This window comes from Nitratireductor luteus (assembly GCF_026162365.1).
GTDB classification, from domain to species: Bacteria; Pseudomonadota; Alphaproteobacteria; order Rhizobiales; family Rhizobiaceae; genus Chelativorans; species Chelativorans luteus.
The window spans coordinates 158,937-173,777 of record NZ_JAOANW010000001.1 but is presented as its reverse complement, the minus strand read 5'-3'; the positions used below and the strand labels follow the sequence as shown (position 1 = coordinate 173,777).

16 protein-coding genes are annotated in these 14,841 nt (G+C 63.3%); 7 read left to right on the top strand and 9 right to left on the bottom strand.

Features of this window, described 5'->3' with window-relative positions; genetic code table 11:
- Positions 1-95: 95 nt before the first annotated feature.
- From lepB to recO, 4 genes are read left to right on the top strand one after another with little or no spacing between them, the layout of a single operon-like run.
- Positions 96-845 carry a signal peptidase I gene (lepB, locus tag N1058_RS00910; protein WP_265515599.1) on the top strand — a complete coding sequence of 250 codons (750 nt, stop codon included), beginning with the start codon at positions 96-98 and terminating at the stop codon, positions 843-845.
- The gene (rnc, locus tag N1058_RS00905) at positions 845-1,561 is read left to right on the top strand and encodes a ribonuclease III (RefSeq protein WP_265515598.1); all 717 of its coding nucleotides are present in this window, start codon (positions 845-847) and stop codon (positions 1,559-1,561) included. The genes lepB and rnc overlap by 1 nt, the downstream gene beginning before the upstream one ends.
- Positions 1,561-2,484: a GTPase Era gene (era, locus tag N1058_RS00900; RefSeq protein ID WP_265515901.1), complete on the top strand. Its 924-nt coding sequence runs from the start codon at positions 1,561-1,563 to the stop codon at positions 2,482-2,484. Before rnc ends, era begins: the two co-directional genes overlap by 1 nt.
- Positions 2,485-2,503: 19 nt before the next feature.
- Positions 2,504-3,250 (top strand): DNA repair protein RecO, encoded by a 747-nt coding sequence (gene recO, locus N1058_RS00895; RefSeq protein ID WP_265515900.1) that lies wholly within the window; start codon positions 2,504-2,506, stop codon positions 3,248-3,250.
- A gap of 3 nt (positions 3,251-3,253) precedes the next feature.
- Here the strand turns inward: recO and N1058_RS00890 are convergent, their stop codons facing one another.
- From N1058_RS00890 to N1058_RS00880, 3 genes are all read right to left on the bottom strand, one after another.
- Complete coding sequence (locus tag N1058_RS00890) at positions 3,254-5,221, bottom strand: PhoX family protein (protein WP_265515597.1); 1,968 nt, start codon at positions 5,219-5,221, stop codon at positions 3,254-3,256.
- 90 nt (positions 5,222-5,311) lie between these two features.
- Positions 5,312-6,553: an MFS transporter gene (locus N1058_RS00885; protein WP_265515596.1), complete on the bottom strand. Its 1,242-nt coding sequence runs from the start codon at positions 6,551-6,553 to the stop codon at positions 5,312-5,314.
- Positions 6,554-6,767: 214 nt separating this feature from the next.
- Positions 6,768-7,655, bottom strand: a complete 888-nt coding sequence (locus tag N1058_RS00880; RefSeq protein WP_265515595.1) for a mechanosensitive ion channel family protein — start codon at positions 7,653-7,655, stop codon at positions 6,768-6,770.
- 212 nt (positions 7,656-7,867) lie between these two features.
- Between N1058_RS00880 and N1058_RS00875 the strand changes: the two genes are divergently transcribed.
- Both N1058_RS00875 and N1058_RS00870 read left to right on the top strand, forming a co-directional pair.
- On the top strand, positions 7,868-8,974 hold the full coding sequence (locus N1058_RS00875) for a GNAT family N-acetyltransferase/peptidase C39 family protein (RefSeq protein WP_265515594.1): 1,107 nt from the start codon (positions 7,868-7,870) through the stop codon (positions 8,972-8,974).
- Positions 8,971-10,434 carry a RimK family protein gene (locus tag N1058_RS00870; RefSeq protein WP_265515593.1) on the top strand — a complete coding sequence of 488 codons (1,464 nt, stop codon included), beginning with the start codon at positions 8,971-8,973 and terminating at the stop codon, positions 10,432-10,434. Before N1058_RS00875 ends, N1058_RS00870 begins: the two co-directional genes overlap by 4 nt.
- Here N1058_RS00870 and N1058_RS00865 read toward each other — a convergent pair.
- The 6 genes from N1058_RS00865 to N1058_RS00840 all read right to left on the bottom strand — a co-directional run bounded on the left by N1058_RS00865 (position 10,428) and on the right by N1058_RS00840 (position 14,047).
- Positions 10,428-11,066 carry an HD family hydrolase gene (locus tag N1058_RS00865; protein ID WP_265515592.1) on the bottom strand — a complete coding sequence of 213 codons (639 nt, stop codon included), beginning with the start codon at positions 11,064-11,066 and terminating at the stop codon, positions 10,428-10,430. The two genes, N1058_RS00870 and N1058_RS00865, sit on opposite strands and share 7 nt — an antisense overlap.
- Entirely contained in the window at positions 11,066-11,902 is an 837-nt protein-coding gene (gene ygfZ / locus N1058_RS00860) for a CAF17-like 4Fe-4S cluster assembly/insertion protein YgfZ (protein WP_265515591.1), read from the bottom strand. Before ygfZ ends, N1058_RS00865 begins: the two co-directional genes overlap by 1 nt.
- Positions 11,903-11,911: 9 nt before the next feature.
- Entirely contained in the window at positions 11,912-12,610 is a 699-nt protein-coding gene (locus N1058_RS00855) for a cytoplasmic protein (protein ID WP_265515590.1), read from the bottom strand.
- Between the two features lie 124 nt (positions 12,611-12,734).
- On the bottom strand, positions 12,735-12,986 hold the full coding sequence (locus N1058_RS00850) for a hypothetical protein (RefSeq protein ID WP_338040602.1): 252 nt from the start codon (positions 12,984-12,986) through the stop codon (positions 12,735-12,737).
- 164 nt (positions 12,987-13,150) lie between these two features.
- Complete coding sequence (locus N1058_RS00845; RefSeq protein WP_265515588.1) at positions 13,151-13,531, bottom strand: TIGR02301 family protein; 381 nt, start codon at positions 13,529-13,531, stop codon at positions 13,151-13,153.
- A 63-nt stretch (positions 13,532-13,594) separates the two neighbouring features.
- Positions 13,595-14,047 carry an NUDIX hydrolase gene (locus N1058_RS00840; protein WP_265515587.1) on the bottom strand — a complete coding sequence of 151 codons (453 nt, stop codon included), beginning with the start codon at positions 14,045-14,047 and terminating at the stop codon, positions 13,595-13,597.
- A 32-nt stretch (positions 14,048-14,079) separates the two neighbouring features.
- Between N1058_RS00840 and N1058_RS00835 the strand changes: the two genes are divergently transcribed.
- Positions 14,080-14,829: an SOS response-associated peptidase gene (locus N1058_RS00835; protein ID WP_265515586.1), complete on the top strand. Its 750-nt coding sequence runs from the start codon at positions 14,080-14,082 to the stop codon at positions 14,827-14,829.
- The last annotated feature ends 12 nt before the right edge of the window (positions 14,830-14,841 follow it).

Below are 14,841 nucleotides of genomic sequence, written 5' to 3'. Positions count from 1 at the left end.
CTTCCCGCATTGCCCCGTTTGGCGCCAGCCGGTAAGAGGGGGCTCCAGACAGAGGCCATGAACGCGCGATTCCGTGGCCCAGAACCGAGGACGACATGAGCGTGGCTGAAAAATCCAAGAAAAAGGCCGGCGGGCTGGGCGAAACCGTCAGCGTGATTGTGCAGGCGCTGCTCCTGGCGCTGGTTATCCGCACATTCCTGTTTCAGCCCTTTTCCATTCCCTCCGGCTCCATGCGGCCAACGCTCCTGGAGGGGGACTATCTGTTCGTGACGAAGTGGGCCTATGGCTATTCGCGCTACTCGCTGCCCTTGTCACCGCCGATCTTTTCAGGCCGCATTTTCGGTGCCGAGCCGGAACGCGGGGATGTGGTCGTCTTCAAGCTGCCCTCGAACACTTCAGTCGACTATATCAAGCGCGTTATCGGCCTGCCGGGCGACCGCATACAGGTGCGCGAGGGCATTCTTCACATCAACGGCGAGCCGGTGAAGCGGGAAAAGATCGGTGTCATCGACGACCCGGACATTACGGAAATGACGCGCCCGGTGGACCTTTACCGCGAAACTCTGCCGAATGGCGTTTCCTACGAGACGCTCGATCTTTCCCCCAATTCCATCGGCGATAACACGCGCGAATTCGTGGTGCCCGAAGGTCATTATTTCATGATGGGCGACAACCGCGACAACTCCACCGACAGCCGCTTCTCGGTGGGATTCGTGCCGGCGGAAAACCTCGTTGGCCGTGCCAATGTCATTTTCTTCTCCATCGCCGGCGGCGCAAGCCCGCTTGAGCTTTGGAAATGGCCCACCGAGATGCGGCCCGGGCGCATCCTCAACTGGGTGGATTGATGGCCGACAAGCGCCTCACCGGGGAGGAACTCGCCGAGGCCGTTGAAAGGCGCACCGGCATCACCTTTCGCCAGAACGGACTGTTGCTGGAGGCGCTGACCCACGCCAGCGCGCGCGGCGCGAAGGGCTCGGACTACCAGCGTCTCGAGTTCCTGGGCGACCGGGTTCTTGGTCTCGTCGTCGCCGAAATGCTCTATCACGCATTTCCCGATGCGCCGGAAGGCGAGCTATCGGTGCGGCTCAATGCGCTGGTCAATGCTGAAACCCTGGCCGAGGTCACCGACGAGCTGGCTCTCGACGAACTCATCCATATAGGCAGCGACCTCAAGGCGCTGGCGGTGCGAAAGCAGGTGAACCTGCGTTCCGACGTGATGGAATCGTTGATTGCCGTCATCTACCTGCAGGACGGGTTGGAAGCCGCCCGAAGCTTTATCCACGCAAACTGGGAAAAGCGGTCGCGCAAGCCCCTGGCCGCGCGCCAGGATCCCAAGACGGCGCTGCAGGAATGGGCGCATCAGGTGTCGGGGGCCACGCCCGACTATGCGGTGGAAAGCCGCGAGGGGCCGGACCATGATCCCGTCTTTACCGTCGTGGTGAGCATCAAAGGCTACGGGGTCGGGCGCGGCAAGGGCCGCTCCAAGCGCGAGGCCGAGCAGGTGGCGGCGACCGAAATCCTCATACGCGAAGGCGTCTGGCAGAAACAGGAAGGCGCATGATGACCGGCGAGGATTCACAGCACGCCGCAACCGGTACACGTTCAGGCTTTGTCGCGCTCATCGGCGCGACCAACGCCGGCAAGTCGACGCTGCTCAACCAACTGGTCGGCGCCAAGGTCTCCATCGTCACCCACAAGGTGCAGACGACGCGCGCACTGGTGCGCGGCATCGCCACAAGGGACAGGACGCAGATCGTGTTCATCGACACGCCCGGCATTTTCCGGCCGCGCCGCCGGCTGGACAAGGCGATGGTCAACACCGCCTGGGGCGGCGCGCGTGATGCCGACATCATCGCGCTTCTGATCGACGCCGAACGCGGCATTCGCGGCGACGCTGATGCGATCCTCAATAGCCTTGCCGAGGTGCGCCAGCCGAAAATCCTGATCCTCAACAAGATCGACCGTGTCAAACGAGAGGCCCTGTTGGCGCTGGCGGCCGAGGCCAATGGACGCGTTGCATTCGACCGCACCTTCATGGTCTCGGCGCTGACGGGATCGGGCTGCGGCGATCTTCTCGATTATTTCGCCGAGAGCCTGCCGCAGGGCCCTTGGTATTATCCCGAGGACCAGATCTCAGACCTGCCGATGCGGCAGCTCGCCGCCGAGATCACGCGGGAAAAGCTGTTCCTGCGCCTTCACCAGGAGCTTCCCTATGCCACCCATGTGGAAACGGAGAAGTGGGAGGAACGGAAGGATGGATCCGTGCGCATCGAGCAGGTGATCTATGTCGAGCGCGACAGCCAGAAGAAGATCGTCCTCGGCCACAAGGGTTCGGCAATCCGCGCTATCGGTCAGGCCGCGCGCGAGGAGATCGCCGAGATCCTCGAGCAGAAGGTGCACCTCTTCCTGTTCGTCAAAGTGCGCGAGAACTGGGGCAACGACCCCGAGCGCTATCGCGAAATGGGGCTTGAATTCCCGCATTGACAGGCTGATACCAAGGGCCATGGAATGGCGCGACGACGGCATGATACTCGGGTGCCGCAGGCACGGCGAAACCAGCACGATCCTGGAGGTGATGACGGCCGCCCATGGCCGGCACCTGGGATTGGTGCGCGGCGGCCGCTCGCGAAGGATGCAGCCCCTGCTGCAGCCTGGAAACCGGGTCGAACTCGTCTGGCGCGCCCGGTTGGATGAGCATCTGGGCCTGTTCCAGGTCGAGCCGCTGGAGCTTCACGCTGCCCGTCTCATGGCTTCGGCCGCCGCCGTCCACGGCATCCAGCTATTGGCCGCGCATCTGCGGCTTCTGCCCGAGCGCGACCCGCATCCTGCCCTTTATGAAACGATGTGCGTGGTGACGCGCCATCTGGACGAGCCAGGCATCGCGGGGTCGCTGATGGCCAGGTTCGAACTCGCGGTGCTGGAAGAACTCGGCTTCGGCCTGGACCTTTCCCGGTGCGCCCTGACCGGTGAGCGAGAGGGGCTGGCGTTCGTGTCGCCGAAGACGGGCAGGGCGGTGACGAGGGAGGCAGGCCAGCCATGGGCCGACAAGCTGCTGCCGCTGCCCGAATTCCTCGGTTCCCGATCGCGGGCCGAAGGCGATGCCGGCGGGCTGGCCGAAGCTTTCGGCCTGACCGGCTATTTTCTGCATCGCAACGTCTACGAGCCGCGCGGGATCGAAGCGCCCGATTCCCGCGCGGGCTTTCTGTCCGCCCTGGCCCGCGCTCTGGCAAAAGGCGAGAACGCGGCCTGAGCGTCAGGCGATTTTACCGCCGCCCTGCTTGGTGACGACGAGCAAGGACGGGCGCACCGGCAGCTTCTCGTCGAAATCCGGCCAGCGGGTTGCGGGGCTCTCGAAGGTGGCAAGCCCCTCGTCGCCCGGATGCTGCACGGCAAGGAACAGCGTCTCGCCGCTCGGCGTGAAGTAGGGGCCGCACATTTCCGCGCCCACGGGAACGCGGAAGAAGAGCTTGGAGGTGCCCCGCGCTTCGCCTTCCGTATCGACGGCCCACAACCCGTCGGTGCGTCCGGTTTTGCTCTGGCTGTTGCCATCGGTTGAGACCCACAGCCTGCCGTCCGCGTCGATGGCGCAATTGTCGGGCATGCCGAACCAGCCGTTCTCGCTGGTGGCAGGAGAGAACGTCGCGCCCACCTCGGCAATGGACGGATCGCCGCATTTGAGCAGGATTTCCCATGTCGATTTTGTCGAAGCGAAATCGCCGTCCGTTTCGGTGATCTCGATGATGTGGCCGAAGGCGTTTTCCGGGCGCGGATTGGCTACGTTCACGTCGTCGGCCTTGCGCCGCGTGTTGTTGGTCAGCATGCAGTAGACCTTGCCGGTCGCCGCATTCGGCTGCACGTCTTCCGGACGATCCATCTTGGTGGCGCCCAAAAGGTCGGCCGCCCGCCGCGTCTCGATCAGAACGTCCGCCTGGCTTTCGAACCCGTTCTCCGCCGTCAGCGGGCCCTCGCCATGGACAAGCGGCAGCCACTCCATCGTGCCGTCTTCGTCGAAACGGGCGACGTAGAGGGTGCCTTCGTCGAGAAGGTTCATATTGGCAGTGCGGTCGGCTTCGTCAAAAGTGCCGGCGGTGACGAATTTGTAGACATAGTCGAAGCGCTCGTCGTCACCCGTGTAGCAGACGACCCTGCCGTCACCATTGACGACAGTCTCGCAGCCTTCATGCTTGAAACGGCCCAGCGCGGTGCGCTTTCTCGGCGTTGAATTGGGGTCGAGGACGTCCACTTCGACGATCCAGCCGAAGCGGTTCGGCTCGTTCGGCTCCTTCGACACGTCGAAGCGGTCGTGGAAGGAAGCCCAGTTGTACCAGCCGCCCGGGGCGCCGACGCGCTTGTAGTTCTCCTCTTCCCGATGGCCGGCCGGCAGTTCGCCGCCGAAATAGCCGTGGAAGTTTTCCTCCGCCATCAGATAGGTGCCCCAGGGGGTGACGCCGCCGGCGCAATTGTTCAGCGTGCCGAAGACTTTCGTGCCGGAGGGGTCGGCATTGGTCTTCACCCGGTCATGGCCGGCCACCGGGCCTGAAAGCGCCATTTCGGTGTTGACGGTGATGCGGCGGTTGTGGGGGCTGTCGAGCACCGGCTGCCATTTGCCATTTTCGCCCTTACGGATTTCGATGATCGTGCCGCCATGGGCGGCCATCTCGATGTCGACCAGTTCCCTGGTGTAGTCGCCCATCTCCACCTTGCCGTCGACCACGCGGGCAAGGCCGGGGAACATGAGTTCACCATTGGTGTATTCATGATTGACCACGAGAAGGCCGCGGTCCTCTGACCCGTCGAGCGGGATGAAGCCGACATAGTCGTTATTGTAGCCGAACTGCTTGGCCTGCGCGTCGGCGCTCTGGTTCATCGGATCGAAGTCGGGGGCATCGGGCAGCACCTTGTCGCCCCAGCGCAACAGGATGTCGGCGTCGTAGCCTTCGGCGATATGGTGCGTTTCATCGACGCCCGCGATCGTTTCGGTGAAGTCGAATGCCGAGGCAGTGGCGGCTTGCGCCTTGCCGGCGAGCAGCGCCATCGGGCTCACGGTCGCGCCGATGGCGGCTACGGCGAGCGAGCCGCCCAGAAAGCCGCGGCGCGAGTAGCGGCGGTTGATGATATCGCCCATTGTCGGGTTGGGCGTATCGTTGCGGCCGATATCCTCGGACTCCTCGCGGATGTCGGTCGGCGTCTTGATTTCGGTTGGGTCGACGTGCTCGTTCATGTCTGCCTCTCCTCGATGGGGAATATCCACGGAGACGCAATAGGGCGCGTCTATTGCAGCCGCATGACAGCCATGCGGTCCGTGAACAGCCTATTCCGCCGGTGCCAGAATGGGCCTGTCCACAGGCTGCTCCTTGATCGGCCAGTGGACGGCCGCGGCAAACAGGCCCAGCGCTACGCCGAGCCACCAGACGGGATCATAGGAGCCGAGCTTATCGTAAAGATAGCCGCCCAGCCAGACCCCCAGGAACGAGCCGATCTGGTGCGAGAAGAACACCAGCCCGCCCAGCATGCCGAGATAACGCGTGCCGAACATGACCGCGACCAGCGCATTGGTCGGCGGCACGGTGGAGAGCCACAAAAGCCCCATCACGATGGCGAAGATGACGACGGTAGTCGGCGTCTGCGGGAACAACAGGAACGCGGTGACGGCGACGGAACGCGCTATATAGATCCAGGCAAGGAACATGGGCTTTGAGTAGCGCTGGCCGATGAAGCCGGAGGCGAGCGAACCGATGATGTTGAAGAAGCCGATCAGCGCCAGCGCGATGACTGCGTAGCGCGCATCGATGCCGAGATCGCCGATATAGGCGGGGAAATGGGCGGTGATGAAGGCGACCTGGAACCCGCAGACGAAAAAGCCCGAGACTAGGAGAACGAAGCTGCGATGCGCGAAGGCCTCGCGCAGCGCGGCGCCGAAGGTCTGCTCCATCTCGACGGCCCTTGGCACGCGCCCGCTGGACGAATTGCCGACCAGCGGAATGGCAAGCAGCGGCACCACCAGCATCGCGATGCCCATATAGACCAGCGTGTCGGACCAGCCGAAAGTGTCGATCAGCGCCTGGCTGATCGGCGCGAAGATGAACATGCCGGCGGAGCCGGCGGCGGTGCCGATGCCAAACACCAGGCTGCGATTCTCGGCCGTCACGTTGCGGGCGAAGGCGGCGAGCACGATGCTGAAGGAGCCCGATGCGATGCCGAGCCCGACCAGCACGCCGCCGCTGATATGCAACATCGTCTCGCTGGTCGCCGTGGCCATGAGGATGAGGCCGGCGGCATACAGAAGGCCCGACATGGCCATGACCCGCCAGGTGCCGAACCGGTCCGCGATTGCGCCGAAAACGGGCTGCCCCATGCCCCAGAGCAGGTTCTGTATGGCCATCGCCAGCCCGAAAGTCGTGCGGTCCCAACCCCGATCCTCCAGCATGGGAAGCTGGAAGAAGCCCATCGCCGAGCGCGGCCCGAAAGTCATCGCGGCGATGATGCAGCCGCAGATCACGATGAGCCACGGAAAGCCGACGGCGGCGGGGCGGGCGGGGGCAGCTTGCGACATGAAGAAGTTCCTCACTTACGGCGCGGAGACGTGCTTGCGGCCGCTAAATGCCGCCGTGATTCGTTTAGCCTACAAGCAACACCTCCCGCAGAACGTCTCCGGAAGGTGTCACAATGACGCCTATTCTAGCCAGGACTGAAATTCGGACAAATGAATTGATCGCCGGCCAGCGTTCAGCAGAATTGATGCATGGGTCCAACGCCGCGGAACAAGATCACGCTCGGCTCTTGCTTCCCGCTGCACGTTTTGGCCTGGGCGCTTCCGCAGGCACATAGTGCACGTCGCGCTGCGGGAAGGGGATGGTGATGCCCTTGGCGTCGAAGGCTTCCTTCGCGGCCTTGGTGAGGTCGAACTGGACCGGCCAGAAATTGCTCGCCGCCGTCCAGTAGCGCAGCGTCACTGTCACGGCGCTGTCGCCGAGATCCTTGACAAGCACCTCCGGCTCGGGAACGCCGATCACGCGATCATCGCTGCGCGCAAGCTCCATCAGCGTGTCGTGCGCGAGGTTGATGTCGTCGCTGTAGCTTATGCCGATATCGAGATCGAAACGGCGTGTCGGGTTGCGCGAATAGTTGGTGACGGCCTTGTTCCATAGCTCGCTGTTGGGAGCCAACACGTAGAGCCCGTCGAAGGACGTCAGCTCGGTCGCGAACAGGCCGATTTCCTCGATCGTGCCCGATATGCCGCTGGCATCGACATATTCGCCGACGCGAAACGGCCGCAGGACGAGCAGCATGATGCCGGCGGCAACGTTCTGCAACGTGCCCTGGAGGGCAAGTCCGATAGCCAGACCGGCCGCGCCCAGCGCGGCGAGTATGCTGGCGGTCTGGACGCCGAACTGGGCCAGCACCGTGACGCCGACCATAATGAGGACGGCATATCGAACAACTTTCGAGAGAAAGCGGCAAAGGGTCTGGTCGAAGGCGTGCGTCCGCGAGAGGGCACGGCCTATCGTCCGCTCCAGATAGCCGGCGACGATGAAGCCGGCGATGATGAGAATAATGGCGCCTAAGACCGAGAAGGCATAGTCGACCGCGAAAGCGCTGGCTTGCGCCAGCGCGGCCTCACCTGCGGTCAGCATGGCAGCGGTATCGATTTCCATGGATATAAATCTCCGTTCAACCTTGTGGGTTAGGCCAGTCGTCGTCCGCCCCGCCTGAGGCTGAAATCGTCGATGCAATTCAGCCTCGACGGGGTTTTACGCTAAAGTGGCAAAGAAAACATTGCCACGACCTCCGCCCGCGAAATTCTCTGTTCTCCGCCGGCGGCGGCAATGCTAAGAGAGGGCAAATCTGTGGGGCCAATCGCCAGCAAATGAGTGCCGACATTCGTCCGGCCCGCGCGTCCGACATCGATGCGCTTCTCGCCATCGAAAACACCGTTTTCGATACGGACCGCATTTCGCGGCGTTCCTTCCGTCAGCATGTCGAGAGCGATACGGTGACACTTCTGGTGGGCGAGGAGAATGCGTCGCTGGCCGGCTACTGCCTGGTGCTCTACCGCAAGGGCAGCGGGGTCGCTCGCCTTTATTCCATCGCCGTCTCGCCGCAAAGCGCGGGCTCGGGCGTCGGACGCATGCTGCTGAAGGCTGCCGAAGATGCCGCCTATGCGCATGAGCGTCTGGTCCTGCGGCTGGAGGTGCGCGAAGACAACAGCCGCGCCATCGGCCTCTACGAGAGAACCGGCTACCGCCGGATAGGCAGGGAAGAAGACTATTACGAGGACGGCGCGGCGGCGCTGCGCTACGAAAAGCTGCTGCGCGGCGAGGTTTCGCCACATGCCGGCGTGCCCTATTACGAGCAGACGGCGGATTTCACCTGCGGCCCCGCCTGCCTGATGATGGCCAAGGCGCGGTTCGACCCCGCGTTCAAGCCGAGCCCTATCCTCGAAGTGAGGCTGTGGCGGCAGGCCACGACGGTTTTCATGATGTCGGGTCCGGGCGGCTGCGAACCTTTCGGCCTTGCCGTCGCGGCGGTCGATATCGGCCTTGCTGCCCAGATCATGGTATCGCACAAGGGGCCTTTGTTCCTGGATTCGGTGCGCGACGAAGAAAAGCGCCGGGTGATGCGGCTGGCGCAACTCGACTTCCGCAACCGGGCCCGCGCGCTCGCCATACCGGTTTCGGACCGCGCGTTCACGCTGGACGACATCCGCGACGCGCTGCAGCGCGGGGCGCTCGTGGCGGTGCTGATCAGCGGCTACCTGATGTTCGGCAAGAAAGTGCCGCACTGGGTCCTGGCAATCGGCGATGACGGCGGCCATATTTTCGTGCACGATCCCTGGGTGGAGGACGAGCGCGGCGAGACCGCCGCCGACGCCGCGAACATTCCCATCCCCCACGCTTCTTTCATGCGCATGGCGCAGTTCGGACGGCGCGGCCTGCGCGCGGCCGTCGTATTGGGAGACATGAAGACACGATGACCTGGGTCATACTTACCGGCCGTCCCGGCGACCTCGACCAGGTGGCCACGCCCCACAAGATCATCACGACCAGGGACTATCTGGCCCACCCGTCGCTGTTTCGCGGCCAGCGCCCGAAAGTCATCAATCTTTCCAACAGCTATGCCTATCAGAGCCGCGGCTACTATGCCTCGCTGCTGGCCAGCTCGCGCGGACACAAGATCATTCCGTCCGTGGAAACGCTGATCGACCTGTCGGCGCGCAAACTCTACGAGAATTCGCTGCCTGAGCTGGAACAGGCCCTCAACAGATGCCGGCGCGATGTTGGCGGGACATTTCCTTCATCTGTCTCGATCTTCTTCGGCATCGGCCCCTCGCGCGCCTGGGACCGATTTGCCCGGCTTCTGTTCGACTGGTTTCGGGCCCCGGCGCTGGAAGTTGCCATCGAGGACGGCGAGTGGGCGACCATCCGCAAAATCAGCTTTCTGCCGCTGGCGCGCATGAAAGCGGATGAAAAGGCGCGTTTCCTGGCCAATCTGGAAACCTATACCAGCAGGCAATGGCGCGATACCAGGACGCGGACACCGGCGCGGTACAGCTTTGCCACGCTGATCGACCCTCAGGAGGCCCTGCCGCCTTCCTCGGTCAATTCGCTCAAATACTGGTCGCGCATCGCCGGGAAGATGGGCGTCGAGGTCGAGCCGATTACCCGCAAGGACCTGCCGCGCCTGGCCAATTACGATGCGCTGTTCATCCGCGAGACCACGTCTATCTCCAGCCACACCTATCGCTTTGCCCGCCGTGCCCAGCAGGAAGGCATGCCCGTCATCGACGATCCCATGTCGATGATCCGCTGCACCAACAAGGTCTACCTCAACGAACTGATGATCACGCACCGCGTCCCGGTGCCGCCGACCATGATGATTTCCGGTCCCGCCGACCTGCAGGCGGCAGCCGACACGCTGGGTTTTCCCATTGTGCTGAAGATCCCCGATGGGGCGTTTTCGCGGGGCGTGAAGAAGGCGGCGAACATGGAGGAGCTGAAGCGCCTTGCGACCACCTGGTTAGAGGATTCCGATCTTCTGATCGCCCAGAAATTCCTGCCGACCGAGTTCGATTGGCGCATCGGCGTTCTGGGCGGTGAGCCATTGTTCTCGGTGCAGTACCTGATGGCCAAGAAACATTGGCAGATCGTCAACCACGAAAGGCGCGGCAAGCCGGACGAGGGCGGCTTCCGCAGCTTCACCATCAAGGAAACGCCGCCCGAGGTGATCGACATAGCGGTGCGCGCCGCCCGCTGCATCGGCAACGGCCTTTACGGCGTAGATCTGAAGGAGACGACCGAGGGCGTCTATGTAATCGAGGTCAACGACAATCCGAATCTCGACCATGGCTGTGAGGATGCGGGCGAAAAGGACGCGGTGTGGGTCAAGCTGACCCAGTGGTTCATCGACCGCCTGGACCGGCAGGGGCGTCAATAACGCTTCACCGGCGTCTGCGATCCCTTCTCCCGCAGTTTCTCGATCAGTGTGAACCGCGCCAGAAACGCTTTCTGCGCGCGCCGCGCCGGCTGCGGTTTCAATTCGAAATTGTCGGCGGAAAAGCCGCGCGGGCGGCCGAAGAAGCGCGCTGCCTCCGCTTCGGCAAACTCCGCCAGCCGCGTGGCCTCGAAGAAGGCCGCGATGCGATCGGCACGCTTGATTTCCTTGGCCAGCTTGGCTGGCATGTCGAGCGGCAGCGTAAAGCGGAGATGGATAGCGCACTGAAGCCGCTTCTCGACGGATTTGTAGTCGTCTCCCAGGGTCGCCTTGAACGGCGATATCATGTCGCCGATCACATATTCCGGCGCGTCGTGCAGAAGCGCCGCCAATGCCCAATTGGCCGAGGCTGATGGGTTGTTGATGCGGAAAATCTCTTCCACCAGCAGCGAATGCTGGGCAACGGAAAAGGCGTGGTCTCCTCTCGTCTGCCCGTTCCAGCGGGCCACCCGAGCCAGGCCGTGAGCAATGTCGGCCACCTCGATATCGAGCGGCGAGGGGTCGAGCAGGTCCAGCCGCCGGCCGGAGAGCATACGCTGCCAGGCGCGTGGATTTTCCCCGTCGCGTGCCGCCATCAGGCGGTCTCGCCGTTGAGGGAGAAGCTCGCATAGGCCGGCACGCTGAGCGAGACGGGGATACCGCCGGCGGTGATGGGCGCTCCCCGCGCGTTGGCTTCGGCCACCCGGTCGATGCGTACGATGGCAAGCCCGTCCTGCCCCTCCACGGTCCCTAGTGAACCCAGGGCCCGCCCATCGGCCGAAAGTTCGCAGCCGGGCGGGGGCAGGGGTGCTTCGGCGCGAACGATCACCAGCCGGCGCCTTGCCGTGCCACGGTGCTGCATGCGCGAGACGACCTCCTGGCCGACATAGCAGCCCTTCTTCAGACCGACGCCAGCATTCTGGTCGAACAGGACGTCGTGGGGGAAAGCGTCGCCCAAGGTGTAGTCGGCGCCGCTTTCGGCCACGCCATGAACGATCCGCAATTGCTCCCAAAGGTTTCGCTCGCCGGCCGCGGCGGGCTGTGTTCCGTAGATCCGCTTAACATCGATGCTCTCTGGAAAACGCTCGTCGGCAACCCCTTCACCTCCCGAATCATTTTCCCAGGAAACCGTCACGTGCTCCTGATCCATAACGGAAATCTCCGCCTTGGCTCTCATCCGGTAGAGCATGAGGCGTTTGACCAGGTCGTCCGTCAGGTCCTTGCGGCAATCGATCCGGAAGGCGCCTTCGCCGGCGCGCGCAACGACGAAGTCGAAAAGGATTTTCCCTTGCGGCGTCAGCAGCGCGCCGGGACGCGCCTTGCCCGGCGTCAGCGACGACAGGTCGGTGGTTATGACATTCTGCAGGAAGCTTTCGGCTTCCGGCCCCGTCACGGAAATGACGGCGCGATCTGAAAGATGAATCGTTGGCATTACAGACTCTCAATCTCCGGCAACGAAGAACCGCCACTGCCCGTCCGGCGTGATCGCGGAGCGGTAGAAAATATATGCCCCGAAATTCTTCATGTCTTCGTAGTCGCCGGCCGTCACCAGGGTGAAAAGTTCCACCCGTTGTTTATCTGTCAGTTCCTCGATCGGAATGGCGAAGAAATAGGGCCAGACATAGAGCTCCTCATCGGTGCCGGGGTTGAGGTGCACGAAGCCAGCCTCCATGACCTCCAGCAGGATGGCGAGGATTTCATGGCCGGGCTCGTCTCCTGAAACATCGCGCAGATAGGCGACCGGATCGTCCACCGGGCCGCCGAAGGAAAGCTGGGTGGCTTGGGCTCCCGAGCCGAGCAGGGGGCGCAATCGTTCTACGTCGCCGCTGCGGCAGGCCTCGATGATCAACTGGCGCATGCGCCGCACCGGCTCCGGCAGCCTGTCCAAATCGTAGATGACTTCGGGAAGTTCCTTGCCGAGACTTGTGTCAGGCCGGGTGACGTTGCCGGAAGGTTCCTGCTCGTCGACTGGCTGCGTATCGCCGTCGGGGAGGGTCATGGGATCCGGCAGCGGAATGCGCGGAACGGAAGGCTCTTCTTCCGAACCGGTTTCATATCGCGAAAGCGCATCGCTCAGAGCGAGGGCCGGGGCCGCGCCGCCGAGCAGAAGAACCGCCGCCACGGCGGCGTGGATGCTCAACCGATGCCACGGGGCTTGCCGATGCGTTCCCCCGGTAGCGGATGGAGCACGAAACCCGTTGCGCATTGTCGCCGCCCTTCGAACTGGTGAACCGGCCCCGTGATACCCAAAGCCGGCGGCGATCTCAATGGCAGGTTCGGTCGGTGTAGAAATCGCCCTTGAGCACCCGGTCACGCATGTGCTCCAGCAACAGAACCAGGGAATCCTCGCCGCCATTCCGCGCAAGTTCGCTGAGGGCGGTCTGCATGGCGGCTTCGGCGATAATCTCCGGCTCGATGCCCGCCCACAGGCCCTCGGCCCAGGCAGCGCTGTGGCTGGCGGCGCAGGTCGTGCGTTTTTCTTCCTCGATCTTGGCTTCGATGTCTTGAATCGTCATATGCATAGGCACTCCACCCGTGGCCCTAGCGCGGCAATGTCCCGTTGCCGCCGGGGCGTCCCGAATTGTCCCCCGGCCAAAGAGATAACACGGCTGATGGGCAGACGCGGCGATACGCGCCGGATATGGTAAACACAGGGTAAATTCCCGCGCGTCGGTTCGATTTAATTGCCGTAGCGCAACACGATGTCGTTGGCCAGTTTCTCGCCTTCCGCCATATAGCGCTCGATGGCGGCGACGGCCTGGTCGGTGCACTGCGTATAGATGTTGGCGTAGGAACGATAGCCGTGGTTGAAGCTGGCGACGAATTGGGCGCGCCGCTCGTCGGTCGGCGCTTCCGCCTCAAGCAGCGCCTCCATCTGCTCGCGCCAGGTCCCGCTTTCCTCGCCGCAAAGGCGGCGCAGGAAGTGGACGGAGCCCAGCACCTCGGCCAGGCGCATCAGCTGCTTGTCATACGGCGCTTCCGTCGCGGCCGCAGGCGGTGGCACAAGCAACAGGATCAAGGCAGCGCAAAAGGCGGCAAATGTTCGGGTGAAACAATTCATTGGAAGCATAATTGCCGCGAAGACAGGCCAATGCAACGCTATTGCGGCTCATAGGCGTGCGATTCAGCGCCTTCGCTCCGCAAGCAGCGTCTCGGCAAGCATGAGAGTCGATTGGGTGACGGGCATCCGCCGCATGTCCTCAATGGCGTACCAGCCGGCGTCCGCCGCATCGTCCCCGGCCTTCGGCTCGCCGCTGCAATACTCCGCACTATGGGCATGCAGGATGAAGCGGGGGCCGCTGCCCTCGGGCTCTATGACGAACTTCCGCAGATAGCGGACTTCGCCCGCCTCCAGCCCGGTCTCCTCCAGCAATTCGCGGCGAACGGCGTCTTCCTGCGTCTCGCCTTCTTTCATGCGGCCGCCGGGAAAGGCAAACAGGTCCTTGGCGGGTGCTCGCCCGCGCAGGACCAGGAGGAAGCAGCCTTCCTTGCGCATGACCGCCGAGACGGCGTGAATGTCGTGAATGACCATCCTCAGTGTCTTGCCCGCGCCGCCTTCAGCCGTCAACATCGCCATCGAGATGAGCAGGTGGACGGAGCGTTAGCGACATGTGCGGACGATTTCAGCTTGCCGCTACGCGGGCGCAGGTGGAGGACGCGATCGAGGTGTTCGACCTCGACGATTCCCCGTTCCGCTACAACATCGCGCCGACCCAGCCCGTTCAGATGGTCATCGCCGCCGGGCCGCGCGCGCCGGGATCGAATCTTCCCGACCGGCGAGGAATGCTTGTGCGGTGGGGCTTCATTCCCGGCTGGGCGAAAGACGTCAAGGAATTCCCGCTGCTCATCAACGCCCGGTCGGAAACCGCTGCCGAGAAGAACACCTTCCGCGCCGCCATGCGTCACCGCCGGACCCTGGTGCCTGCTACCGGGTTCTACGAATGGAGGCGGGACGGTGCGAAGCGCTCGCAAGCCTTCTGGTTGCGCCCGCGCGATGGCGGTGTCATCGCCTTCGGCGGCCTGATGGAGACCTATAGCGAGCCCGGCGGCAGCGAAATCGATACCGGCGCCATCCTCACCACCACTGCCAGCCAGGACATTGCGCATATTCACCATCGCATGCCCGTGGTCGTCAGGAAGGAGCATTTCACACGGTGGCTCGACTGCATCAGCAATGAGCCGCGCGATGTGGCCGACCTGTTGCGGCCTGTGGAGCCCGGCTTCTTCGAGGCCGTTCCCATCTCCGACAAGGTCAACAAGGTCGCCAATGTCGGCGCCGATATTCTGGAGCGCGTCGAGGAGAGGCCTTCGGAAGAGGCGACGCTACGGAAACCCGACGACCAGCTCACGCTTTTCTGATCTGTCCCTGCG